We start from the raw sequence: 23,455 nt of genomic DNA on the forward strand, positions 1-23,455 counted from the left end.
AGGCTCAGGCGTGGCCACGAACATCAACTGGGCAGGCAACCACGTCTACACGGGCACGCTGGTGCGGCCCCGCTCCCTGGAGGAGGCGGCCGACGCCGTCGCGCACGCCGACCACGTGCGCGCGCTCGGCACCCGGCACACCTTCAACGACCTCGCCGACTCCGAGGGCCTGCTCGTCAGCCTGGACCGGCTCGCCTACCGCCACCCGCGGCTCCTCACCGAGGGCGAGGAGAGCGGTCCGGAGCCGGAGCTCGACCCGCTGACCGGTCGGGTGCGCGTGGCGGCCGCGACGCGGTACGCCGACCTCGCGCTCTTCCTCGAGGAACGGGGGCGCACGCTCGTCAACTTCGCCTCCCTGCCGCACATCGGGGTGGCGGGAGCGGTGGCGACGGCGACGCACGGCTCCGGTGTCGGCAACACGGTGCTCGCCTCCGCCGTGACGCGTCTCGAGCTCGTCGCGGCCGACGGCTCCCTGCGCACCCTGGACCGCGACGTCGACGGCGACACCTTCGACGCCGCGACCGTCTCCCTCGGCGCCCTCGGGCTCGTCCACGGGGTGACCCTCGAGACCGTCCCGGCCTTCGAGGTGGCCCAGACGGTCTACGGGCCGGTCGGCTTCGGCGAGCTCGCCGACGCCTTCGACGAGGTCAGCGACCTGGGCTACTCGGTCAGCTGCTTCACCACCCTGCGCACGCCGACGTTCGAGACGGTGTGGGTCAAGCGCACGACGGCGCAGGGCCCGGCGCCCGCGGACGTGCTCGGTGGCCCCGCGCTCACCGCGGAGGCGCACCCGATCCCGGGCATCGACCCGGGCAACGCCACGGCACAGCAGGGCGTGCCCGGGCCGGCGAGCGACCGGCTGCCCCACTTCCGCGCCGACCAGCTGCCCAGCGCGGGCGCGGAGATCCAGTGCGAGTACCTCGTGCCCCGGCACAGCGCCCGGCTGGCGCTGCGGGCGCTCGCGGGGCTCGCCGAGCCGCTGGCCGGGCTGGTGCAGGTGTGCGAGGTGCGTTCGATCGCAGCCGACACCGCCTGGATGAGCCCGATGTACAACCAGCCCTGCGTGGCGGTCCACTTCACGCTCGTGCGGGACATCGAGCGGGTGGGCGCGGCGCTGCCGGTCATCGACGACGCTCTCGGGGTGCTGGGCGGGCGCCCGCACTGGGGCAAGCAGTTCCGCGCGGACCCCGAGCGGGCCCGGTCCCTCTACCCCCGGCGCGAGGACTTCCTCGACGTCGTGCGCTCGCACGACCCGCGGCGCACGTTCAGCAACGCCTTCGTCCGCACCTGGGTCGGCTGAGCCGACACTTGCCCCTCCGCGAGTACGCACCGACGGTCATGCCAGGGTCCGAGACCGGCCGCTGAGATGACCGTAGGTGCGTACTCGGCGAGGTGGCGGTGGCGGTGGCGGGTGGCGGTCAGGCGGAGCTCACCACGGCCCAGCCGTGCGGGGGCAGGACGACTGTCCGTCCGCCGTCGTCCATGGCGCCGGTGCCGGCTAGCAGGGTGACGGGAGCGTCCCCCGCGGCCGGGACGCCGGCGGGCAGGCCCCAGCGCACGCCGTCGTCGTCGGTGCTGAGGAGGACGACGAGCGCCTCGCCACCGCCGCGGACGACATAGACGAGGAGCGGGTCGGACACGTGGAGCACCTCGAGGTCGGCGCGGTGCAGCCACGGGTGGCGGCGGCGCAGGCCGATGAGCTCCTGGTGGCGCTCGTAGACCGGGCGGCCGAGCGGACTCAGCTCCGCGGGTGAGGCGGGGAACGGGGGCCGCACGGCGTCGTCGCCGCCCGCGCGGTCCTCCTTGACGCCGGTGAAGCCGTGCTCGTCCCCGGCGTAGACCGACGGCGTGCCGGGGACGGTGAACAGGACCGCGAGCGCGTGGTCGAGGTGGCGCGGGTCGGTGAGGCGGCTGGCGATGCGGGTGACGTCGTGGTTGCCGACGAAGGTCTGCGGCACGAAGGCCCGGGCGAACTCGGCGTGGCGGCGCAGCGCGTGCTCCAGCTCCCAGGCATTGCCGTCGTTGAGGGAGCTCCACACCGCCTTCCACAGCTCGTACTGGGTGACGGAGTCCATCCCGGACTCGGCGACGATCGCCGCGTAGTCACCGTGGATGACCTCCCCGATGACGTAGGCCTGCGGGTGGCGCTCGCGCACCCGGTCGAGCACGGGCTTCCAGAACGACGGTGGGACGGCGTAGGCGGCGTCCAGGCGCCAGCCGTCCGCACCCCGGTCGAGCCAGTACGTCATGACGTGCTCGACGTAAGCGGCGACGGCCGGCTCGGCGTGGTCGAGCGCGACGAGCGCGGAGTGGCCCTCGAAGTCCTCGTGGGTGGGGGTGCCGCCGCCGTCGGGTGCGTCGGGGTCCGGCCACGTGAGGTGGAACCAGCGGGCGGCGTCGGAGGCCGGGCCCTCCGCGAGCGCCTGCCGGAACGGCGCGAAGTCCTGGCCGACGTGGTTGAAGACGCCGTCGAGAACCACGCGCAGCCCGCGGGCGTGGGCCGCCTCGATGAGCGCGACGAGGTCGTCCTCGTCGCCCAGCCGCGGGTCCACGCGCAGGTGGTCGGTGGTGTCGTAGCCGTGGGTGACGGAGTCGAACACCGGTCCGAGCAGGATGCCGGAGGCCCCGAGCTCGACGGCGTGGTCGAGCCACGGCAGGAGGCCGGGCAGCCGGTGGGTGATGTCCCCGGTGTGCTCGGCCCGGGTGGGCTCGGCGCCCAGGAAGCCCAGGGGGTACAGGTGCCAGAGCACCGCGTGCTCCACCCAGTCCGGCTCGGTCACCAGTCACCACTCCTTCTGTCGTCCCGCACCGATCCTGCCCACACTCGGGCCCGGTGCGCACGGCGCGGGGCGGAAAGTCCGCTCCCTGCCCTGCCCGCCCCCCTTCTCGCGCCGAGCGCTGAGTTGTTCCTCAGTAACAACTCAGCGCTCGGCGCAAGAGTGGGGGTAACAACTCAGCGCTCGGCGCGAGAAGGGAGGGGGCGGCCGTAGGACTCGAGGAGGCGGAGCCAGACCTCGCTCATCGTGGGGAACGCCGGGACGGCGTGCCACAGGCGCTCGAGCGGCACCTCGCCGGCGACGGCGATGCTCGCCGAGTGCAGCAGCCCGGCGACGTCCGGGCCCACGAAGGTCATGCCGACGATGACGCGCCGCTCCTCGTCGACGACCATCCGCGCCTGGCCGGTGTAGCCGTCGGCGTGGATCGCCGCGCCGGACACCGCACCGAGGTCGTGGTCCACCACTCGCACGTCCATCCCGGCGTCCTGCGCCGCGGCGGCGGTCATCCCCACCGAGGCCACCTGCGGGTCGGTGAAGACGACCTGGGTGGGGGCGAGGTGGTCGGCGGTGGCGACGTGCACGCCCCACGGGGAGTCGTCGACCGGGCGGCCCTGCGCCCGCGCCGCGATCACGTCGCCGGCCGCCCGGGCCTGGTACTTGCCCTGGTGGGTGAGGGGGCTGCGGTGGTTCGCGTCGCCGACGGCGTAGAGCCACTCGACCGGCTGACCGTCGCCGTCCAGCACGCGCAGGGTCTCGTCCACGGGCAGCCACCCGCCGTCGAGGTCCACCGACTCCAGACCGAGGTCGGGCTGCGGCTCACGGCCGGTGGCGACGAGGATCTGCGCCACGCGCGCGGTGGTGCCGTCGTCGCACTCGACCTCCCGCTCCTCACCGACCAGCCGCACGGAGGTGGCCGAGACACCGACGCGCAGGTCCACGCCGCGCTCCGTCAGCGCCGCGCCGACCATCTCACCCGCGAAGGGCTCGTAGCCGGACAGCAGGCTGCTGCGCACGAGCATCGTCACGCGGGCGCCCAGGTCGGCGAAGGCGCCGGCCAGCTCGCTGGCCACCACGCCCCCGCCGATGACGAGGAGACTGTCCGGCACCTCCGTCGCCTCGAGGGCCTCGCGGTTGGTCCACGGCCGCGCGTCCCGCAGCCCGGGGATGTCGGGGACCACGGGGCGCGACCCGGTGCAGACTGCGACGGCGTGACGTGCGGTGAGGACCTGCTCCTCGCCGTCGGGAGTCGTGACGGTGACCTGCCGCTCCCCGCTCACCCGACCGCGCCCGCGGACGAGGTCGATGCCGGCGGACTCGAGCCACGTCAGCTGCCCGGCGTCGTCCCAGTCGCTGGTGAAGGAGGTGCGGCGGGCGAGCACCGCTGCCACGTCCAGGTCCCCGGTCACGGCCTGCCGGGCACCGTCGACGGCGAGCGCCGCACGCCGCGCCTCCGCCGGGCGCAGGAGTGCCTTGGACGGGATGCACGCCCAGTACGAGCACTCCCCGCCCACCAGGCGGTCCTCGACGACGACGGCACTCAGCCCACCCTGGACCGCTCGGTCGGCGACGTTCTCCCCCACCGGCCCTGCGCCGATGACGACGACGTCGTAGGTCTCGGACATCTCGGTAACCCTCTCGGCAGGCCCAGTGGTGTCCTGCGACCCTACGCCCGGTCTGTCGGGCGCGGCCAGAGTGGCGGCGCGCAGCCGCGTCCGGGAGACCGGGGCCGCTGCGGTGTGGGCTTGTGGACCGCAGAGGTCGAAAAGTCCACACTGAGTCCCGTCCGGTCGGACATCGTCCCGCGCCATAGGCTCGGGGCCATGTCGTCCGAACCCGACGGAGGAGTCCGATGATCGAGTTCCGCACGGTGACCAAGCGCTTCGGCGACGCCGAGGCGGTCTCCGCGCTCGACCTCGTCATCCCGGCCCACCGCACGACGGTCCTCGTCGGATCCTCGGGCTCCGGCAAGACGACCGTCCTGCGGATGATCAACCGGATGGTCGACCCGACCGCCGGGACGGTCGAGATCGACGGCACCGACGTCCGCGAGCGCGACCCGGTGCAGCTGCGCCGTGGCATCGGCTACGTCATGCAGAGCGCCGGCCTGCTCCCCCACCGGCGGGTGCTCGACAACGTCGTCACCGTCCTGCGGCTCAACAAGGTCCCCCGGGCCACGGCCCGCGAGCGCGGTCTGCAGCTCATGGACACCGTGGGCCTGGACCGCGACCTCGCGGAGCGCTACCCGCGCCAGCTCTCCGGTGGGCAGCAGCAGCGCGTCGGGGTGGCCCGGGCGCTGGCCACCGACCCCAACATCCTCCTCATGGACGAGCCCTTCGGGGCCGTGGACCCCATCGTGCGTACCGAGCTGCAGGACGAGCTGCTGCGCCTGCAGCGCGAGCTGGCCAAGACGGTCGTCTTCGTCACCCACGACATCGACGAGGCCTTCCGCCTCGGGGACCGCGTGGTCATCCTCGAGCAGGGGGGCCGGATCGCCCAGCAGGGCACACCCGCGGAGATCCTCGCCGTGCCCGCCTCGGACTTCGTCGCGAGCTTCATCGGCGCGGACCGCGGTCGGCGGCGGCTCACGGTCGTCGAGCAGGACGGGCGCCGCATCGCCGTCGACGCCGACGGCCGTCCCGCCGGGGTGCTGGACGCCACCCGCTGATGGACTGGTTCCTCGCGAACACCGGGCTCGTCACCGAGCTCGTCGTCCAGCACGCCCGCCTCAGCGTCCTCCCGATCGTCCTCGGGCTCGTCCTCGCGCTGCCGCCCGGGGTGCTCGCGTGGCGGTGGCGACGCGGACGCGGCCCGCTCCTCGCGGGCGTCGGGCTGCTCTACACGATCCCCTCCCTCGCCCTGTTCGTCCTCATCCCGCCGGTCGTCGGGATCAGCTTCCTGTCCGAGCTCAACGTCGTCATCGCGCTGACCGTGTACGCCGTCGCGCTCATGGTCCGCTTCGTCGCCGACGCCCTCGCCGCGGTCGACCCGGCCGTCCGCTCGGCGGCCACCGCGATGGGCTACTCCGCCTGGGGCCGCTTCTGGGCGGTCGACCTGCCGCTGGCCGGGCCGGTGCTGCTCGCGGGCCTGCGTGTGGTCGCGGTGAGCACGGTGAGCCTCGTGACCGTCGGGGTGCTCGTCGGGACGCGCAGCCTCGGCTACCTCTTCATGGACGGCCTCCAGCGCGGGATCGTCGCCGAGATCGTCACCGGGATCGTCGCGACCGTCGCCGTCGCGCTCGTCTTCGACCTGCTCCTCGTCCTCCTCGGCCGCCTGCTGCTCCCGTGGAACCGCCGCCCGCCCCGGGCCGGCCGCCGGGTCCAGCTCACCGCGGGAGGGGCGGGATGAGGCTCTTCGCCGACGCCTGGGCCTGGCTCACGGCGCCCGAGCAGTGGACCGGGACGACCGTCCTCGACCGCGCCGGTGAGCACCTCCTCTACACCCTGCTCGCCCTCGCCGTCTCAGCCGCCGTCGCGATCCCCCTCGGCTACCTCGTCGGCCACACCGGACGCGGCCGGCAGCTCGCCGTCGCGGTCGCCGGCGCGGGCCGCGCGCTGCCCTCCCTCGGCCTGCTCACCGTCCTCACGCTGCTCGTCGGTGTCGGGGACGCCGACCTCGCCGCGACCGTCGTCTTCGTCGTCCTCGCCGTCCCCTCCGTGCTCGCCGGCACCTACGCGGGCGTGGAGAACGTCGACGGCGCGGTGACCGACTCCGCGCGGGCGATGGGCATGACGCCGTGGCAGGTCCTCCTCCGGGTCGAGGCGCCGCTCGGGCTGCCGCTCCTCGTCGGCGGGCTGCGCAGCGCGGCGCTGCAGATCGTCGCCACTGCCGTGCTGGCCGCCTACGTCGGGCTCGGCGGCCTGGGGATCTACGTCCAGCGCGGGATCTCCCTGCGGCGCTACGACGAGATGCTCGGGGGCGCGATCGCCATCGTCGCCCTCGCCGTCGTCGTCGACGTCGTCTTCGCGATGCTCTCCCGTCTCGCGGTGCGCGTGGCGGGAGAAGAGGGCAGGCTCAACCCGTCGACGGAAGGACACCGATGAAGACCACCCGCCTGGCGCTGCTCGCCGGCGTCACCGCGCTCACGCTCGCCGCCTGCGGTTCCGAGGACCCCCTCGCCGAGCCCACCGGCGAGGGCACGACGACGGAGGCCGGCGCCGTCGTCGTCGGCTCCCAGGCCTACTACTCCAACGAGATCGTCGCCGAGATCTACGCCCAGGTGCTCGAGGACGCCGGTCTCGACGTCACCCGGCAGTTCCAGATCGGCCAGCGCGACGTCTACCTCCAGGCGATGGAGGGCGGGGAGGTGCAGGTGCTGCCGGAGTACACCGGCAACCTCCTGCAGTTCTACGTGCCCGACACCGAGGCGCGCAGCTCGGAGGACGTCGCCACCGAGCTGCCCGACGCACTCCCCGAGGGTTTGGCGGTGCTCGAGTACGCCGAGGCGCAGGACGCCGACTCCTACAACGTCACCGCGGAGTTCTCCGCCGAGAACGGCATCACGAGCCTCGCCGACCTCGCCGGCTACGACGGCGAGATCACCATCGGCGGCAACGCCGAGCTCGAGAGCCGCCCCTACGGCCCCGAGGGCCTGCGCGAGTTCTACGGCGTGGACGTCGAGTTCCTCGCCATCGGCGACAGCGGCGGGCCGCTGACGAAGGACGCGATCCGCGACGGCACGATCACGATGGGCGACATCTACACCGCCGACCCGGACCTCGCCTCGGGTGACTTCGTCACCCTCGAGGACCCGGAGAGCATGATCCTCGCGCAGAACGTCGTCCCGCTGGTGGCAGCCGACCGCGCCGAGGAGCTGGCGCCGCTGCTCGACCCGGTCAGCGCCGCGCTCACCACCGAGGCGCTCATCGCGCTCAACGCCCGCAGCGTGGGCGAGCAGCTCGACTCCGCCACCATCGCCACCGACTGGCTCACCGAGCAGGGCCTGCTGGAGGAGACGTCGTGAGTGCCGCCGTCGACCTGCTCCTCGACGCGTTCTCGCGCGTCCAGGAGGCCGTCCATCGCGCCGGGGAGGGGCTGACCGCCGAGGTCCTCGCCGAGCGCCTGGACCCGGAGGCCAACTCGATCGGCTGGCTGCTGTGGCACCTCACCCGGGTGCAGGACGACCACGTGGCCGACGTCGCCGGCCGGGACGAGCTGTGGACCGCCGAGGGCTGGGAGGGGCGCTTCGACCTGCCCGTGACCGGCATCGGCTACGGGCACAGCGCGGAGGAGGTCGGACAGGTGCGCGACTTCGGTCCCGAGCTCGTCCTCGCCTACTACGACGCCGTCCACGCGCGGACCCTCGAGTTCCTCGGCGGCCTGCGCGACGAGGACCTCGACCGGGTGGTCGACGAGGCGTGGGACCCGCCGGTCACCCTCGGGGTGCGACTGGTCAGCGTCGTCGACGACTGCCTGGAGCACGCCGGCCAGGCGGCCTTCGTCCGCGGGGTGCTCGAGCGGACCCGCCCGTAGCACCAGGCCCTGCGGCCGAGGACGGTCGTCGGCGCCTCGTGCGCTGCCGGTCAGGACCCGGGACCCACACGGTGCGACGAGCGCGACGTGCTCCGTAGACTCGGGCGCATGCGCTCTCCGATCACCGAGGACGATGTCGACGAGCTCGAGTTCTCCACGCCCGACCACCGGCGCGTGGCGGAGCGGCTCATCAAGTGGGGCGACGAGCCGCACCCCCGGGACGAGCTCTCCCCTCGCGAGCTGCTCACGGCGGCCGGGGAGCAGCTCGAGCTCGCCGGCGACCCGGAGTCCGCCGAGGCCGTCTACCGCCGTGCCGTCCTCGCCGAGGGCATGAGCGAGCTCGACCCCCGCTCCCACCTCATGGCCCTGCTCCTCGAGCGCGGTGACACCGAGGAGGCGCTCGTGCTGGACACCCAGCTGCGCCGCAGCCGGCCGGCGGACGCCGCGACCTACGAGTACATGGCCGACGTGTGGGCCGACCACGGCGAGGACCGACGAGCCCTGGGCTGGGTGACGCGCGGGATCCTCGTCCACGAGGAGGGCTCGGCCTTCTCCGACACCGACGTCGCGATGCTCTGCCTCATGCGGTGGCGCATCCGCGAGCGCCAGGGCCAGGAGCCGGACGACTACGACCTCGTGGGCATCGGGATGGACGAGCGGCTCGACCGCACGCAGGAGGAGCACCGGCCGCGCTGACCATGCCGGCGGGCACCGGCACCCCTCGGCGCACATACTGGCGAGATGCCCCCCACCCCGGACGCTCAAGCACTCGACTCGACGCGGGGTCAGGTGCTGAGCGACAGCACTGATCCCGCCGACCGGCAGCGCGTCACGCACGACGGCCCGCTCCGGACGGCCGTCGTCGTCAACCCGGCACGGGTGGAGGACCTCGACGGGCTACGCACCACCATCGAGACAGCGCTGGCCGAGGCAGCGTGGCCCGCTCCGCTGTGGTTGGAGACGACACCGGAGGACCCCGGAGCGGGGCAGGCCCGGCACGCGGTCGACGCCGGTTGCGAGGTCGTCTTCGTCAGCGGTGGGGACGGGACCGTCCGCTCGTGCATCGAGGGCCTCGCCGGCACGGAGACCGCGCTCGCGGTGCTGCCCGCCGGTACCGGCAACCTGCTGGCGGCCAACCTGGGCCTGCCCGACGAGCCCACCGAGGGCGTCCGGCTCGCCGTCGACCGGGGCCGCCACCTCCTGGACCTCGGGGAGGTCGAGGGCCGGCTCTTCGCCGTCATGGCCGGCATGGGCTTCGACGCGAAGCTGCTCGACGACGCCTCGACCACCCTCAAGGCCCGCATCGGCTCACCCGCCTACGTCCTGTCCGCACTCAAGCACCTGCGCGACCGCCCGATGCGCGTGGAGATCCGCATCGACGACGACCCGCCCCTCCGGCGGCGCGCCCGCACCGTCGTCATCGGCAACGTCGGCCGCCTCCAGGGCGGCGTCCGCCTCCTCGCGGACGCCGAGCCCGACAACGGCCAGCTCGACGTCGCCGTCCTCAGCCCACGCCACCTCTCGGACTGGATGACACTGGCCTGGGACGTCCTGCGCCGACGCGACCGCGTGCGCCGGATGGAGGTGCTCCGGGGCTCGCGCATCACGGTCACCAGCGACCGCGAGCAGCCCTGCGAGCTCGACGGCGACGTCATCGAGCCGCGGCGTACCCTCACCGCGACCGTGCGGCCCGGTGCGCTGTGGCTGTGCGTCTACCAGCCGGACCGCAGCCCGGACCTCGCCGAGGGCTCACCCACGGAGCGGTAGCGTCACGCAGCACCCCGCCCGGCTAACGGCGGACCTGCATCCGCTGCCAGCTCACGGCCGTCCAGCAGGCGAAGGCGGCCGCCACGACGAGCGTGAGACCGAGCTGGACGACGGTGACGGCGGTGCCCTCGCTCATCGCCCACAGCGCCGGCGCCGCGAGCGGGAGCCACCCGCCGGCGCCCGCCAGCACGCCCACCTGCGTGACGACGACCAGGCCGATGGCGCCACCGACGCCGGCCAGGAGGGAGCGCGTCACCGTCGCCACCCACGCCACCGGCGTGGCGCTGGCACCGGCCAGCACGCCCAGGACCAGCTGGCGGGCCAGCCCCGCCCACGTGTCGGCGGACGGGGCGCCGTAGCCGAGCGCCGCGCCCAGCCCGAGCAGCCCGACGGTGAGGGCGGCGTTGACGCCCACCAGCCAGACCGCGTACACGGCGAGCTTGCCGAGCGCGATGCGACCGCGCCCCACGGGGAGCGCGAAGAGGGCGACGACCGTGCCGTCGGTGAACTCGCGGCCGAACAGCCAGGCGAGGACGACGCCGCTGCCCAGCAGCCCACCCGCAGAGGTGATCTGCGCGGCCGACGCGAGCAGCCCCGCCCAGTCCAGGGTCGCGCCCACCCCCACCTTCGCCGTGAGCTCGGGGTTACCGCTGGCCAGTGCCGCGGTGATCCCGCCGAGGAGGACGAGCGTGCCCACCACGAGGGCGAGGGTGGCGATGGTGCCGACCGGTGACCTGACGAGCTTGAGCGCCTCGCTGCGCACTGCCGCGTTCATGCCTGCTCCTCCCGCTGTGCATCGTCAGCGAGGACCTGGGCGAAGAAGAGCCGCTCGAGGTCGGGCGCCGCCGGGTCGAGCTCACCGATGAGCCGACCGGAGTTGACGACGACGATGCGGTCGGCGATGCGCGCCACCTCGTCCAGGTGGTGACTGCTGACGAGGACGGCGGCACCGTCCCGTGCGCGCCGCACGAGGTACTCACGCAGCATGATGACCGAGGCCGGGTCGAGCGCGTTGGTGGGCTCGTCGAGGACGACGAGCCGCGGATCGTGCTGGAGCGCCGCGGCGAGGCCGACACGCTGCTTGTTGCCCAGGGACAGACGGCGATAGCGGCGGTCGGCGACCGGGCCGAGGCGCCACTGGTCGAGCGCCTCCTCCACACGAGCCCGCTCGGTGCCCCGCAGCAGGCCCGCGATCCGCAGGTTCTCCCGCACGGTGAGCTCCGGGTAGGCGAGCGGCACCTCGACGAACGCACCGACGTGTCGCCACTGCGTCACGGGCAGCGTCGCAAGCGGCTGGCCGAACAGCCGCACCGTGCCCTCCTCGGGCCGCAGCATCCCCAGCACGAGCCGCATGAGCGTGGTCTTCCCCGCCCCGTTCATCCCGACGAGCGCGACGATCTGCCCTGCGGGGACGTCGAGCGTGACACCGGCGAGTCCGCGAACGTCCCCGAACCGGCAGCTCACGTCGTCGAGTCGGAGCACGCCGATGCACCTCCGAGCACGTCGAGCGCCTCGTCGAGCGCCTGGTCGAGCCGGCGGTCGCCGTTCCTGGCCCACTCGAGCAGGGCCGCACTCAGGCCGGCGATCACGGCGGCGGCCGCCACCCGGGCCGCGTCGCGCTGGACGCCGCGGGACACGAGGGAGTCGGCGATGACGGTGGCCGTCGCGGCGCTGTTGCGCTCGAGCGCCCCGTCCAGACTCTGCGCCTCGGCGACGATGCGCAGGCGCTGACGCAGCACGGGCACCACCTCGTCGCTCAGCTCGGCCCATGTCTCGCGGACCGACTCGACGACCGCCCGCATCGGCGTCTCGTCGGCCGGCCGAGCGACGACCGCCTCCCCGATGAGCGGGTCGAAGGGGTCGTCGAGGAGGAGCGCGTCCTTGGTGGCGAAGTGGCGGAACAGGCTCATCTCGCTCACCCCGGCACGGCGGGCGATCTGGGCGGTGGTCGTCGCGTCGTAGCCCTTCTCCGCGAAGAGCTCCAGCGCCGCGCGCTGCACGGCCTCGTGCGTCCGGCTCCATCGATCCACACCGCAATGTTAGTCACTAACGTTACGCACGCACAACCAACGCCTGCCCCCGAGACGGGTTCAGCCCCAGCCGTCACCCGGCTCGGTTGCGGACGCGGCGTTCTGGAGTTGACTGACGCTGGTGAGGAGAGCGATCTCGTGCCTGGCGCTGCTGGCGACCCTGACGGCCTGTTCGGCCACCATCCCGACCGACCCGGACGGCACCCTGGACCGCGTGACCGGCGGGATCCTGCGGGTCGGGGTCTCACCCAGCCCGCCGTGGACCGACCTGCCGGACGGGCCCGGCGGTGAGCCTGCCGGCACCGAGGTGGAGCTCGTGGAGGACTTCGCCCGCACGATCGACGCGCAGGTGCAGTGGGCCGCGGGGGGCGAGGAGGAGCTCATCGGCCAGCTCGAGCGCGGCGAGTTGGACCTCGTCATCGGCGGGCTCAGCGCGAGGTCCCCGTGGGCGGAGAAGGCGGCGCTGACCTACCGGTACACCGAGACCACCGGCCCCGACGGCGCGAAGGAGCTCCACGTGATGGCCGCACCGATGGGTGAGAACGCGTTCCTCGTCGAGCTCGAGGGCTTCCTCCTGGAGAAGGACCTGTGAGAACCGCGTTCGGACGCACCGAGCTCCCCGAGGAGCAGGAGGCCCACCTGCGCCGCGCGGTCCGGCTGGCGTGGCTGACGATCGCCTTCCTGGTCACCGCGGTCACCGCCGTCTACCTCGCGATGGGCAGCTCCCAGGCGATGAAGGCGGCGTGGGCGGAGGACCTGCTGTCCTTCATCCCGCCGATCGCCTTCCTCCTGGCGGTGCACCGCACCCGCAAGCCGCCCACGTCGGAGCACCCCTACGGCTACCACCGGGCGGTGGGTATCGGGCACCTCGTCGCGGCGACGGCACTGCTCGCCATGGGCGCCTTCCTCGTCTTCGACTCCGCGTCGAGCCTGGTCAAGGCCGAGCACCCACCGGTCGGGCTCATCGAGATCGGGGGCCACGTGGTGTGGTCGGGCTGGCTGATGATCGCCGTCCTTGCCTACACCGCCGTCCCGCCCGTGCTGCTGGGCCGGGCGAAGATGCCGCTCGCCAAGAGCCTGCACGACCGCGTCCTGTACGCCGACGCGGACATGAACAAGGCGGACTGGATGACCGCGGTCGGCGCGATCATCGGGATCGTGGGGATCGGCCTGGGCCTGTGGTGGGCAGACGCCGCCGCCGCCCTCTTCATCTCCGGCAGCATCCTCCACGACGGCGTGAGCAACATGCGTGTGGCGATCAGCGCCCTCATGGACGCGCGCGCCGAGACCTACGACGGCCACGACCCGCACCCGCTCATCGGGCAGATCGACGAACGCCTCCGTGAGGTGCCGTGGGTCGCGACGGCGCGCTCGCGCGTGCGCGACCAGGGCCACGTCTTCCACGTCGAGTCCTTCGTCGTCCCGGTCCCGGGCCACACCCCCACGCTCGCCGAGCTGACCCAGGCACGCCGGGCCGTCGTCGCGCTCGACTGGAAGATCGAGGACATGGTGCTCGTCCCCGTCGAGCAGCTGCCGGAGCGGATGCTGCCGTCGGTCGCGGCGGAGAAGGCCGCCGATCCGGACCGGCACGACGCCGGCAGGTAGGCACCAGGAGTCACACCAGCGAGGCCCGGAGCTCGTCAGGAGCTCCGGGCCTCCCCTGCACCGATCTGCGCTACGCGGCCTCGGTCGGCAGCCCGCGCGCGTCGGGCACGGTGTGCGTCATCTGCAGCCCGCTCACGTCGCGTGGACCGTTGCTGCCGAGGTTGCGCGCCCGCTCCAGCTCCTCCTCCGTGAGCCGCTGGTGAGGCAACGGCTCGAGGTGACGGACGTCGTCGGCGGTGATGCCCAGCCCCTCCCCGACGCGGCGGCCGAGCTCGTCGTCGCACATGAAGAGGTGCCAGACCATGCGCTCCTGCACGCCGCGGGAGGCCTGGCCGATGTTGTCGACGAAGTTCGTGACCAGGTCGTCCTGCTCCCACTGCTCCATGAGCTGGAAGCGCTGGCCGGGCTGCTCGTAGTCGTTGGTGCGCTCCAGCTGCGCCCGGGTGAGGCGCCCACGCAGCTCGGGGCCGACCTCCTCCTCGCGGGCGTGGATGGTGGCCTCGCGCAGTCCGCCGTCGTGGGAGGGCTCGTAGTTGATGTGCGGGTTGCCCGTGGGGTCCTGGTAGAAGGCCATCTGGCCGTCGCGCTGGTTGGTGCGCACCGGGACCTTCGGGGAGTTGACCGGCAGCTGGAGGTAGTTCGGGCCCACCCGGTAGCGCTGGGTGTCGGAGTAGGAGAACGTCCGGCCCACGAGCATCTTGTCGTCGGAGAACTCCAGGCCGTCGACGAGCACGCCGGTGCCGAAGGCGATCTGCTCGTTCTGGGTGTGGTGGTCGGTGACGTTCTCGTCGAGCACCATCGTGCCGACCTTCCGGGGCGGGAACTCGTTCTCCGGCCACACCTTCGTGTCGTCCAGCGGGTCGAAGCCAAGCTCGGGGTGCTCGTCGTCGGACATGACCTGCACGAGCAGGTCCCACTTCGGGTAGTCACCACGGTCGATGGCGTCGTGCAGGTCGAGGGAGGCGTGCCCGGTCTCGTGGGCCTGGATGGCGGCGGCGTCCTCCTCGGTCAGCGACCGGACGTCCTGGTGGGGCATCCAGTGGTACTTGACGAGGACGCTCTCGCCCTGCGCGTTGACCCAGCGGTAGGTGTTGACGCCGAAGCCCTGCTGGTGGCGGTAGGTGGCGGGGATCCCGCGCGGGGAGAAGAGGTTGACGAGCATGTGCATCGACTCGGGGGTCTGCGACATGAAGTCGAAGATCCGGCCCGGGTCCTGCCGGAACGTCACGGGGTCCGGCTTGAGGGCGTGGATGACGTCGGGGAACTTGATGGCGTCGCGGATGAAGAAGACGCCGAGGTTGTTGCCGACGAGGTCCCAGTTGCCGTCCTCGGTGTAGAACTTCACGGCGAAGCCACGGGGGTCCCGCGACGTCTCGGAGGAGTCCCGCCCGCCGATGACGGTGGAGAAGCGGATCGCCAGCGGGGTGCGCTTGCCCGCCTCCTGGAACAGCGTGGCGCGGGTGTACCTCGCGATCGGCTCGTCGCCCCACTGGCCGGTGGCCTCGAAGTACCCGAAGGCGACCTTGCCGCGGGCATGGACCACGCGCTCGGGAATCCGTTCCCGGTCGAAGTGGGAGATCTTCTCGAGGAACTGGTAGTTCTCGAGGGTCGCCGGGCCCCGGGAGCCCACCGTCCGGGTCTGCTGGTTGTTGGCCACCGGGTGGCCCTGGCGGGTGGTGAGCTCGTCGCGCTGCTCGTCGTCGGTCATCGCTGTTCCTCTCCGGGGGACGAGCCCGCGGCGCGGAACCGCGTCCCTCCGGGCGGCCCACGGTCCGACTCGCTGCCCCCAGCCGTACGGACGTGTCGGTCCAGGCTGGCACGGGCACCCGCAGCCCGCCCGTCGGCCGCGACGACGATGCCGTCCCCGGCGCCGGCTCAGTCCGTCGTGGTCCGTTGATGGTCGCGGCGCGCGGCGCGGTCGAAGATCGCCAGGACGTCGACCGGCCCGTGCTCGGACCCGAGCGCGTGGGGCAGCATCGTGGGGAACTCGGCCGCCTGGTCCGCCTCCAGCCGGTAGCGCCGCTCACCGAGCAGGAGGACGGCGGTGCCGGACAGGACGACGAGCCACTCCTGACCGGCATGCGCGCGCATCCTCGCCGGGTCGGGCGGGACGGTGAGCCGCTGCCGCACGACGCTCAGCCCGGGCTGGGCCCGGACGGGCCAGCGCCGCCAGCCGTGGGGGTCGACGACGGGGCTCACGACGACGTCCTCGACGTCGCTCGCGACGAGCTGGTCCAGGGTCGTGTCGAGCGCGCGTGCGAGGGCGACGAGCTGGTCCAGCGCGAGACGACGCTGGCCGTTCTCGATGCGCGAGAGCGTGGAGGGGCTGAGGGTGGCGCGGCGGGCGAGCTCGTCGAGGGACCAGCCGTGGGCCAGGCGAAGGGCGCGCACCCGCTTGCGCACGAGGCCTTCCACGGCACCGATCTCTTGCGTCATGAGCACGATGCTATGCCCGGCACGCAAGGCGTGGCTACGGTCGAGCCAGAGGGCCCAGCCGGGGCCCACCGAAGGAGAGCCACATGTCTGCCGACACCCTGCCTGACCGCACCGTGGACGCCGTCGTCATCGGCGGCGGGGCCGCCGGGCTCAACGGGGCGCTCATGCTCGCCCGCTCGCGCCGGGCCGTCGTCGTCGTCGACGGCGGGACGCCGCGCAACGCTCCCGCCGAGGCCGTCCACGGGCTGCTCGGCCTCGACGGGACGCCGCCCGCCGAGCTCTACCGGCGCGGCCGCGAGGAGGTCCGCGGGTACGGCGGCGCGGTCGTCACCGGGACGGTCGCCGCCGCGTCCCCGACCGAGTCCTCCCCCGAGGGGGACCTGCGCTTCGCCGTCACGCTCACCGACGGTCGGGAGCTGACGGCGCGCCGCCTCCTCGTGGCGACCGGGACGCGGGACGTGCTCCCCGACGTCCCGGGCCTCGCCGACCACTGGGGCCACGGCGTCGTCCACTGCCCCTACTGCCACGGCTGGGAGGTGCGCGACGAGCCGATCGGGATCCTCGCCGTCGGGCCGGCGTCCGTGCACCAGGCGCTGCTCTTCCGCCAGCTGACCGACGACCTCGTCTACTTCACCCGCGGCACCGAGCTCGAGGGCGAGGCACGGGCGCGGCTCGCGGCGCTGGACGTGCGGGTCGTCGAGGAACCGGTCACGGAGGTCGTCGCAGACATCGACGGCGCGATCGCGGGCGTTCTGCTGGCCGGCGGCGCCGTGGTGGACCGGCGCGTCCTGGCGGTGGGCACCGCGCTGCAGCCGCGTCTGGAGGGGTTGGAGGCGCTCGGGCTCGCGGTGGAGGAGCTGCCCGGCGGGATCGGCCGCAGGGTCGTCTCCGGCATGGCCGGCACCACCGAGGTGCCGGGCGTGTGGGTGGCGGGCAACCTCACCGACCCGATGGCCCAGGTGGGGGCGTCGGCCGCCGCGGGAGCCATGGCCGGGGCGCACATCAACGCGCACCTCGTGGCGGCTGACGCCGATGCGGCCGTGACGGCACGCGCGGCCCTGACCTGACGGGAGGCCGCCCGCCGGGCGCGCTGAGGGAAAGCAGAAGGCCGCTGAGCTGCACTCTCGTGCGGCTCAGCGGCCTTCACCGGGTGGAGCTAGGGGGATTCGAACCCCCGACCTTCTCATTGCGAACGAGACGCGCTACCAACTGCGCCATAGCCCCATGCTCTGCGAGCACCGCCAACTTTAGCACCGCCGTCGGGAGGGAGTGAACCCGGCGCCGCGTTGACGTGGGTCACAGGATCGGCGGGCCGGGCACCGCGCCGCGCAGTACGTTGAGGGACGCCCCTGACCCCGACGCCGAGGACGCCATGACCTATCACGTGGACTCCGAGGTCGGCCGCCTCCACGAGGTGATCCTCCACCGGCCCGGCCCCGAGATGCGCCGCCTCACCCCGCAGAACCGGGAGGAGCTGCTCTTCGACGACGTCCTGTGGGTGGAACGCGCCGAGGAGGAGCACGACGCCTTCGCCAGCGCGCTGCGTGACCAGGGCGTGCGTGTCCGCTACTTCACCGACCTGCTGCGCGAGACCCTCGCCGTCCCGGCGGCACGGTCCCTCATCGTCGAGCAGACCTTCGGCCCCGCGCTCCTCGGCGCCGCGGGCGTCGGCCCCGTCCTCGACATGGTCAACACCCTCGACGACGGCGAGCTCACCACCCTCCTCGTCGGCGGCCTGACCAAGCGCGAGCTCCTCGAGCGGATCGACGAGCCACGCTCCGTGGCGCTGCACGTCCTGGGCGCGGACGAGTTCGTCGTCCCGCCGCTGCCCAACCACCTCTACACCCGCGACGCCTCCGCGTGGGTGTACGACGGCGTGGGCGTGAGCAACATGCGCAAACGCTCCCGGCTGCGTGAGTCCCTCCACTACCAGGCGGTCTACCGCTTCCACCCCGACTTCAGGGGTGTGGACTTCCACCTGTGGAGCGGGGCCGGCGGACGCACCGGCATCAACGTCGAGGGTGGGGACGTCCTCGTGCTGGGTCGCGGCGCGGTCCTCGTCGGGATGAGCGAGCGGACCACGCCGCAGGGCGTGGAACGGGTGGCGCAGCGACTCTTCGAGACCGGGTCAGCGACCGAGGTGGTGGCGCTGGCGCTGCCGCACGAGCGGGCCTTCATGCACCTCGACACGGTGATGACGATGGTCGACGACCACACCTTCACCGAGTACGCCGGCCTCGGCGCGCTGCCGTCCTACCGGATCACGCCCGGGGACGCCGACGGCGAGATCGTCGTCACCGACCACCCGCCCGAGGACATGCACACCTCGATCGCCCAGGCGCTGGGCGTGGACTCCCTGCGCATCCTCACCCCCGCGCAGGACTCCCTCAGCGCCGAGCGGGAGCAGTGGGACGACGCGTGCAACGTCCTGGCGCTCGAGCCCGGCGTCGTCGTCGCCTACGAGCGCAACACGACGACCAACGCCTACCTGCGCTCCCACGGCGTGGAGGTCATCGAGGTGCCCGGCTCCGAGCTCGGCCGCGGCCGCGGCGGGCCCCGGTGCATGAGCTGCCCCACCGTCCGCGAAGCCATCTGAGCTCCCCCACCCCCACCCCCACCCCCCGGCGAGTACGCACATACGGTCACCAGCGCCGCCCCACGGGGCGGTCGCGGTGACCGTATGTGCGTACTCGCGAAGGGTGGGGCTCAGGCGCCGACGGCGCGACGGCGGGCGAGGACGGAGTCGAGGTCCAGGCCTCGGGCCGGCAGCGCGTCGGCCGCGGGGGCCGCCTCCGGCTCCGGGTCGGCGACGGGGGCGTAGGGCGAGCCGGCCAGCCCGGAGACGACGACCACGGGCTCGGCCGGAGCTGCGGGCGCCGCGGGCGCCTCCTCGGCCACGGGCTGCGGCTCGGGCGCCTCGTAGGGGGCGATGTCCCGGCGCGGGGCGGAGGCCTTGAGCGTGTAGGTAGGGACCGGCACCTGGACCGGCGTCCAGCTGCGCGTCCCGGACTGCCCGGCCGGCGCGACGCCGGCCACCTCCGCGACGACGGCGGGTGCCGGGTTCTCGTCGGACGCGGACGGCTCCTCGGCCACGGGCGCCTCGGCGGGCTCTGCGGTGGCTGCGTCCTCCGCGGGGGCCTCGCCGTGCGCGGCGGCGGACGCGCCACCCGCAGCGGGGCTGCCGCCGGCCGGCGCCGCGGCCGGACGGGCAGCAGGTGCGAGGCGGGTGCGCGGAGCGGGCTGCGGCGCGAGGCGGGCCATGGCGGCGCGGTCGGCGGCGTTGCGGCGAGCGGCGACCTTCGCGGCGCGGCGACCCAGGACGAGGACGCCGGCGAGCAGGACCGTCGGCACCACACCGAGCGCGATCGGCAGGCTGCTGAGGCCGAAGCCGAGCCAGCCGCCGACGCTCGCGAGGAGCAGCACGACCGTGAGGACGAGCCGGCGCCGGGCGGCCGCCTTGCGACGGCTGATCTCGGCAGCGCGCGCCGCGCGCAGCTGGGCCAGTCGCCGCGCCTCGGCGGCGGCCCGCTCGCTGGGGGTGGTGGGCCTGTTCACGGCGGGTGCCTCCGTTCGTCGTCGTGGATCGTGGAGGTACGGCCTGCTCTCCCGGGTGCCGTGGTGCTCCCCGACCGACGACCGCCTCGCCGTCGCCCCGGTGGTCACCACGCGCAGCGTGCCGGAGAAGCGGTCCTCCACCCGTGACTCCGCCAGCTGGTGGCGGCTGTGCACGAGATGAGGGACCAGGTACCCGAACAGGATGAGGGCCAGTCCGACGACCACCCACCCCTGAACATCCACAGGCACGAAACTATCCGGGCGGCGGACCACCGTCGGGATCGTCGGCGGCGTGTCTCCCGCGCGTGCGGGTCCAGCGCTCGAGGAGCCCCTCGGGGACGTCCTCGGCGACGAGCGCGAAGGTGCGGTGGTCGCGCCAGTCGCCGTCGATGTGGAGGTAGCGCTCGCGCATCCCCTCGTCGCGGAACCCGAGCTTCTCCACCACTCGCAGGCTGGCCGTGTTCTCCGGCCGGACGTTGATCTCGATGCGGTGCAGCCGCAGCACGGTGAAGCAGTAGTCCACGGCGATCGCGACGGCGGTGGGGGTGATCCCGCGCCCGGCGACGTCCTGGCTCACCCAGTAGCCGATGGAGGCGCCGCGCAGTGCCCCGAGGACGATCGAGGAGACCGACAGCTGGCCCACGAGCTCGCCGTCGGCCTCGATGACGAAGGTGAGCGCCTCCCCCCGTCTGCCCTGGCGGCGGCTCTGGGCGACGTAGTCCCGGAAGCCCACGGGCGGCGCCGGCACGGGACTGGTCGCCTCCCACGGACGCAGCCAGTCGACGTTCTCCCGGCGCACCCGCTCCCACGCGGCGCGGTCCCCGTAGCGCAGGAGCCGCAGCCGGACGCCCTCGTGCTCGAGCATCAGGCGTCCAGCAGGAGGCACGAGAGCCTGGTGCCCTCGGTGACGTCGGTGAGGTCCTCGGGCACGACGGCCAGCGCGTTGGCGCGGGCCAGCGCGCTGAGGCGGAGGGTGCTCGGGGAGCCGACGGGTGTGGCGCGATAGCCCTCGCGCGGGGAGCCGGCGAGCGTGACGCGGACGAACTCGCGCCGTCCGGACGGGGAGTACCAGCCGGTGGTCGCCGTCGCCGTCACGGTGGGGCGGTAGAGGTCAGTGTAACCGGCCATCGAGAGCACCGCCGGCCGGAGGAAGACCTCGTAGGCGACCTGCGCGGCCACGGGATGACCGGGCAGCGCGAAGATCGGGGTGCCGTCACCGATGTGGCCCAGGCCCAGCTGGCGCCCGGGCCACATGGCGACGTTGTCGAAGCGGACCGTCCCGAGCGGGGCGAGCACCTCCTTGACGGTGTCGTTGGAGCCGTGGCTGAGCCCGCCGGTGGTGACGACGAGGTCGGCGCGCACGAGCTGGTCCTCGAGGGTCTCGCGCAGCGGCCCGCGCTGGTCCGGGACCGCCGCCACCCGGTAGGTGGCCGCGCCGGCGTCATGGAGCGCGGCGGCCAGGGCGTGCCCGTTGGCGTCGTACACCTGCCCGGCGGCGGCCGGCTGGCCCGGCTCGACGAGCTCGTCACCGACGGAGACGACGACGACGCGCGGGCGCGGGTGCACCGTCACCCGCCCGCGGCCGACGGCGGACAGGAGCGCGACCTGGCGGGCGCCGACCCGCTCCCCCGCGGGCAGGACCACCTCCCCCGCGCGCACGTCCTGGGCGCGCCGGTTGACGTTCTCACCGGCCGCCGCAGCGGTGCGGATCTCGACCTTCGCGGTGCCGCGGTCGGTCCGCTCGACCGGCACGACGGCGTCGGCCTCCACCGGCAGCGGTGCACCGGACGCGATGCGCACGCAGGCACCGGCGGGCAGCCGGGTGCGCTCGACACTGCCGGCGCGGACCTCGTCGAGCACCCGCAGCGTCACCGGCGACGACGGCGCGGCCGTGGCGACGTCACCGGCCCGCAGCGCGTAGCCGTCCAGGGCCGCGACGTCCGCGAGGGGCAGGTCGCGCGGCGCGAGGACGTCCTCGGCGAGCACGCAGCCGACGGCGTCGGCGAGGACCACCTCGAGGGGCGGCTGTGGGCCGACGGCGGCCAGGCAGGCGGCGAGGTGCTCCTGGACGCTTCTCACCGGGGGTGGCTCGCGGAGGGGTCGGAGCTGAGCTCGACGTGCCGGCCGGCGACGAACTGCTCGAGCCATGCGGAGAAGTCCGGCCCCAGGTCCTCGCGGTCCACGGCGAGCTGGACGACGGCCTTGAGGTAGTCGAGCTTGTCGCCGGTGTCGTAGCGGCGGCCGCGGAAGACGACGCCGTGGACGCCGCCGCCCTCGCTCGCGGGCATCCGGGCGAGGGTCTGCAGCGCGTCGGTCAGCTGGATCTCGTTGCCGCGTCCGGGCTCGGTCTTCTCCAGGACGTCGAAGACGGCCGGGGACAGGACGTAGCGGCCGATGAGGGCGAGGTTGGAGGGAGCCTCCTCCACGGGGGGCTTCTCGACGAGCTCGGTGACCGTGACGACGTCGCCGTCGGGGATCCCCGCGAGGGAGACGGGCTCGACGGCGGCGGCGCCGTAGAGGTTGATCTGGGAGGGCTCGACCTCGAGGAGCGCGATGACCGAGCCGCCCAGGCGCTGCTGGACGTCGATCATCGTCGGCAGGATCGGGTCGCGGGCGTCGATGAGGTCGTCCCCGAGGAGCACGGCGAAGGGCTCGTCGCCCACGTGCTCGCGGCCGCACAGGACGGCGTGGCCCAGGCCCTTAGGCGTGCCCTGGCGGACGGCGTGGATGTCGGCGAGCGCGGTGGGGCGGCGGACCTCGGCGAGACGGTCGTCGTCGCCCTTGGCCTCCAGCGCCGCCTCGAGCTCGACGTTGCGGTCGAAGTGGTCCTCGATCGCGGACTTGCCGCGCGCCGTGACGAGCAGGAGGTCCTCGATGCCCGCCGCCGCCACCTCCTCCACGACGTACTGGATCGCCGGCCGGTCCACGACCGGCAGCATCTCCTTGGCCACCGCCTTGGTGGCGGGCACGAAGCGGGTGCCGAGCCCTGCCACGGGGACGACAGCCTTGCGGACCGGGGTGATGTTCTGCTCTGTCATGGTCGAAGGCTACCGAGCACGGGTCAGGTCCGCCGGAGGGAGGCGCGGCACTGCCACGCGGCGGCCCCGGCGTGGAAGACTGCACACATGTCGACGGCGATCCGCTTCCCCAGCACGACCGGACTGGAGCTGGAGGACGCCAAGAACGCCCTGCGCGAGACCGTCCGGACGTCTCGCGCGGCACGCTCCCCCCGGCAGCGCGAGGAGGCCGCGGCGACCTTCGCCGAGCACGGCGTCCAGGCGGTCGGCGACGCCCGCTGCGTCGCCGCCTACGTCTCGGCGTCCACCGAGCCGGACACGAGTCTGCTCATCGACGCCCTCCACGAGCGCGGGGTGCGGCTGCTCCTGCCGGTGCTCGGACCGGGCCTGGCACGCTGCTGGGGCGAGTACACGAGCCGCGAGGAGCTGGCCCAGCGCGCGCCCGGCCGCCCGCTCGAGCCCGCGGGTGAGGTGTTCCCGCCGGAGGCGCTCGCCGAGGCGGAGGTCGTCATCGCCCCGGCGCTCGCTGTCGACCAGGACGGGATCCGGCTGGGCCAGGGCGGCGGCTGGTACGACCGCGCACTGCTCCACCGCGCGCCCGACACCCCGGTGCTCGCCATGGTCCACGAGGCCGAGCTCATCGTCGATGCGCCCCTGCCGCGCGCCGCGCACGACATCCCGGTGGACGCCGTCATCACCGAGGAGCGCTGGTTCCTCATCGACGGCTCCCCCTTCGCCCACACCACCCCTTGAGCACCGCCACGCCCAGAGCTCCGCAGCTGGTGGGTCCGACGACGCC

The 23,455-nt window shown here is 73.6% G+C and carries 24 protein-coding genes and 1 tRNA gene; 13 read left to right on the top strand and 12 right to left on the bottom strand.

Annotation, left to right across the window (positions count from 1 at the left end; genetic code table 11):
- Window positions 1-10: 10 nt before the first annotated feature.
- Window positions 11-1,300: a D-arabinono-1,4-lactone oxidase gene (locus tag DSZ44_RS04525; protein WP_110851427.1), complete on the top strand. Its 1,290-nt coding sequence runs from the start codon at window positions 11-13 to the stop codon at window positions 1,298-1,300.
- 118 nt (window positions 1,301-1,418) lie between these two features.
- Here the strand turns inward: DSZ44_RS04525 and DSZ44_RS04530 are convergent, their stop codons facing one another.
- Together DSZ44_RS04530 and DSZ44_RS04535 are read right to left on the bottom strand one after the other, a co-directional pair.
- A complete protein-coding gene (locus DSZ44_RS04530) occupies window positions 1,419-2,780 on the bottom strand; it encodes an alpha-amylase family protein (RefSeq protein WP_110851428.1) in 1,362 nt (453 codons plus the stop codon).
- A 173-nt stretch (window positions 2,781-2,953) separates the two neighbouring features.
- The gene (locus DSZ44_RS04535) at window positions 2,954-4,399 is read right to left on the bottom strand and encodes a dihydrolipoyl dehydrogenase family protein (protein WP_110851429.1); all 1,446 of its coding nucleotides are present in this window, start codon (window positions 4,397-4,399) and stop codon (window positions 2,954-2,956) included.
- Between the two features lie 227 nt (window positions 4,400-4,626).
- Here DSZ44_RS04535 and DSZ44_RS04540 point away from each other — a divergent pair, with 227 nt between their 5' ends.
- The 7 genes from DSZ44_RS04540 to DSZ44_RS04570 all read left to right on the top strand — a co-directional run bounded on the left by DSZ44_RS04540 (window position 4,627) and on the right by DSZ44_RS04570 (window position 10,013).
- Entirely contained in the window at window positions 4,627-5,442 is an 816-nt protein-coding gene (locus DSZ44_RS04540; RefSeq protein ID WP_110851430.1) for an ABC transporter ATP-binding protein, read from the top strand.
- Complete coding sequence (locus DSZ44_RS04545; protein ID WP_110851431.1) at window positions 5,442-6,122, top strand: ABC transporter permease; 681 nt, start codon at window positions 5,442-5,444, stop codon at window positions 6,120-6,122. The genes DSZ44_RS04540 and DSZ44_RS04545 overlap by 1 nt, the downstream gene beginning before the upstream one ends.
- The gene (locus tag DSZ44_RS04550; protein ID WP_110851432.1) at window positions 6,119-6,817 is read left to right on the top strand and encodes an ABC transporter permease; all 699 of its coding nucleotides are present in this window, start codon (window positions 6,119-6,121) and stop codon (window positions 6,815-6,817) included. The genes DSZ44_RS04545 and DSZ44_RS04550 overlap by 4 nt, the downstream gene beginning before the upstream one ends.
- A complete protein-coding gene (locus DSZ44_RS04555) occupies window positions 6,814-7,737 on the top strand; it encodes a glycine betaine ABC transporter substrate-binding protein (RefSeq protein ID WP_110851433.1) in 924 nt (307 codons plus the stop codon). Before DSZ44_RS04550 ends, DSZ44_RS04555 begins: the two co-directional genes overlap by 4 nt.
- Window positions 7,734-8,246: a mycothiol transferase gene (locus DSZ44_RS04560; RefSeq protein ID WP_110851434.1), complete on the top strand. Its 513-nt coding sequence runs from the start codon at window positions 7,734-7,736 to the stop codon at window positions 8,244-8,246. The genes DSZ44_RS04555 and DSZ44_RS04560 overlap by 4 nt, the downstream gene beginning before the upstream one ends.
- Window positions 8,247-8,354: 108 nt before the next feature.
- Entirely contained in the window at window positions 8,355-8,942 is a 588-nt protein-coding gene (locus DSZ44_RS04565) for a tetratricopeptide repeat protein (RefSeq protein ID WP_110851435.1), read from the top strand.
- A 45-nt stretch (window positions 8,943-8,987) separates the two neighbouring features.
- Window positions 8,988-10,013: a diacylglycerol/lipid kinase family protein gene (locus DSZ44_RS04570; protein ID WP_110851436.1), complete on the top strand. Its 1,026-nt coding sequence runs from the start codon at window positions 8,988-8,990 to the stop codon at window positions 10,011-10,013.
- A gap of 22 nt (window positions 10,014-10,035) precedes the next feature.
- On the opposite strand, the gene DSZ44_RS04575 is transcribed toward DSZ44_RS04570, so the two are convergent.
- Genes DSZ44_RS04575 through DSZ44_RS04585 form a run of 3 tightly spaced genes read right to left on the bottom strand, consistent with a single transcriptional unit; the run spans window position 10,036 to window position 12,043 of the window.
- Window positions 10,036-10,788 carry an ABC transporter permease gene (locus DSZ44_RS04575; protein WP_110851437.1) on the bottom strand — a complete coding sequence of 251 codons (753 nt, stop codon included), beginning with the start codon at window positions 10,786-10,788 and terminating at the stop codon, window positions 10,036-10,038.
- A complete protein-coding gene (locus DSZ44_RS04580) occupies window positions 10,785-11,495 on the bottom strand; it encodes an ABC transporter ATP-binding protein (RefSeq protein WP_258369222.1) in 711 nt (236 codons plus the stop codon). Before DSZ44_RS04580 ends, DSZ44_RS04575 begins: the two co-directional genes overlap by 4 nt.
- On the bottom strand, window positions 11,474-12,043 hold the full coding sequence (locus DSZ44_RS04585; RefSeq protein ID WP_110851438.1) for a TetR/AcrR family transcriptional regulator: 570 nt from the start codon (window positions 12,041-12,043) through the stop codon (window positions 11,474-11,476). Before DSZ44_RS04585 ends, DSZ44_RS04580 begins: the two co-directional genes overlap by 22 nt.
- A gap of 121 nt (window positions 12,044-12,164) precedes the next feature.
- Here DSZ44_RS04585 and DSZ44_RS04590 point away from each other — a divergent pair, with 121 nt between their 5' ends.
- Window positions 12,165-12,635, top strand: a complete 471-nt coding sequence (locus DSZ44_RS04590) for a transporter substrate-binding domain-containing protein (RefSeq protein ID WP_110851439.1) — start codon at window positions 12,165-12,167, stop codon at window positions 12,633-12,635.
- The gene (locus DSZ44_RS04595; protein WP_110851440.1) at window positions 12,632-13,648 is read left to right on the top strand and encodes a cation diffusion facilitator family transporter; all 1,017 of its coding nucleotides are present in this window, start codon (window positions 12,632-12,634) and stop codon (window positions 13,646-13,648) included. Before DSZ44_RS04590 ends, DSZ44_RS04595 begins: the two co-directional genes overlap by 4 nt.
- Window positions 13,649-13,718: 70 nt before the next feature.
- Here DSZ44_RS04595 and DSZ44_RS04600 read toward each other — a convergent pair whose 3' ends face one another.
- Both DSZ44_RS04600 and DSZ44_RS04605 read right to left on the bottom strand, forming a co-directional pair.
- A complete protein-coding gene (locus DSZ44_RS04600) occupies window positions 13,719-15,356 on the bottom strand; it encodes a catalase (protein WP_110851441.1) in 1,638 nt (545 codons plus the stop codon).
- Between the two features lie 167 nt (window positions 15,357-15,523).
- The gene (locus DSZ44_RS04605) at window positions 15,524-16,084 is read right to left on the bottom strand and encodes a helix-turn-helix domain-containing protein (RefSeq protein ID WP_110851442.1); all 561 of its coding nucleotides are present in this window, start codon (window positions 16,082-16,084) and stop codon (window positions 15,524-15,526) included.
- Between the two features lie 83 nt (window positions 16,085-16,167).
- Here DSZ44_RS04605 and DSZ44_RS04610 point away from each other — a divergent pair, with 83 nt between their 5' ends.
- Window positions 16,168-17,151, top strand: coding sequence for an NAD(P)/FAD-dependent oxidoreductase (locus tag DSZ44_RS04610; RefSeq protein WP_110851443.1), 984 nt, complete (start codon window positions 16,168-16,170; stop codon window positions 17,149-17,151).
- 84 nt (window positions 17,152-17,235) lie between these two features.
- Here the strand turns inward: DSZ44_RS04610 and DSZ44_RS04615 are convergent.
- Window positions 17,236-17,308, bottom strand: a tRNA-Ala gene (locus DSZ44_RS04615).
- 148 nt (window positions 17,309-17,456) lie between these two features.
- On the opposite strand from DSZ44_RS04615, the gene DSZ44_RS04620 reads away from it, so the two are divergent.
- Window positions 17,457-18,680 carry an arginine deiminase gene (locus DSZ44_RS04620; protein WP_110851444.1) on the top strand — a complete coding sequence of 408 codons (1,224 nt, stop codon included), beginning with the start codon at window positions 17,457-17,459 and terminating at the stop codon, window positions 18,678-18,680.
- A 110-nt stretch (window positions 18,681-18,790) separates the two neighbouring features.
- Here the strand turns inward: DSZ44_RS04620 and DSZ44_RS04625 are convergent, their stop codons facing one another.
- The 4 genes from DSZ44_RS04625 to DSZ44_RS04640 are packed head-to-tail and all read right to left on the bottom strand — an operon-like array spanning window position 18,791 to window position 22,677.
- On the bottom strand, window positions 18,791-19,882 hold the full coding sequence (locus DSZ44_RS04625; RefSeq protein WP_146237478.1) for a hypothetical protein: 1,092 nt from the start codon (window positions 19,880-19,882) through the stop codon (window positions 18,791-18,793).
- Between the two features lie 10 nt (window positions 19,883-19,892).
- Window positions 19,893-20,504, bottom strand: coding sequence for a GNAT family N-acetyltransferase (locus DSZ44_RS04630; RefSeq protein WP_110851446.1), 612 nt, complete (start codon window positions 20,502-20,504; stop codon window positions 19,893-19,895).
- Entirely contained in the window at window positions 20,504-21,718 is a 1,215-nt protein-coding gene (locus DSZ44_RS04635) for a molybdopterin molybdotransferase MoeA (protein WP_110851447.1), read from the bottom strand. The genes DSZ44_RS04630 and DSZ44_RS04635 overlap by 1 nt, the downstream gene beginning before the upstream one ends.
- Entirely contained in the window at window positions 21,715-22,677 is a 963-nt protein-coding gene (locus tag DSZ44_RS04640) for a UTP--glucose-1-phosphate uridylyltransferase (protein ID WP_110851448.1), read from the bottom strand. The genes DSZ44_RS04635 and DSZ44_RS04640 overlap by 4 nt, the downstream gene beginning before the upstream one ends.
- 87 nt (window positions 22,678-22,764) lie before the next feature.
- Between DSZ44_RS04640 and DSZ44_RS04645 the strand changes: the two genes are divergently transcribed.
- A complete protein-coding gene (locus DSZ44_RS04645; RefSeq protein ID WP_110851449.1) occupies window positions 22,765-23,409 on the top strand; it encodes a 5-formyltetrahydrofolate cyclo-ligase in 645 nt (214 codons plus the stop codon).
- The last annotated feature ends 46 nt before the right edge of the window (window positions 23,410-23,455 follow it).

The sequence above is a fragment of the Georgenia satyanarayanai genome, assembly GCF_900116375.1.
Classification (GTDB): domain Bacteria; phylum Actinomycetota; class Actinomycetes; order Actinomycetales; family Actinomycetaceae; genus Oceanitalea; species Oceanitalea nanhaiensis.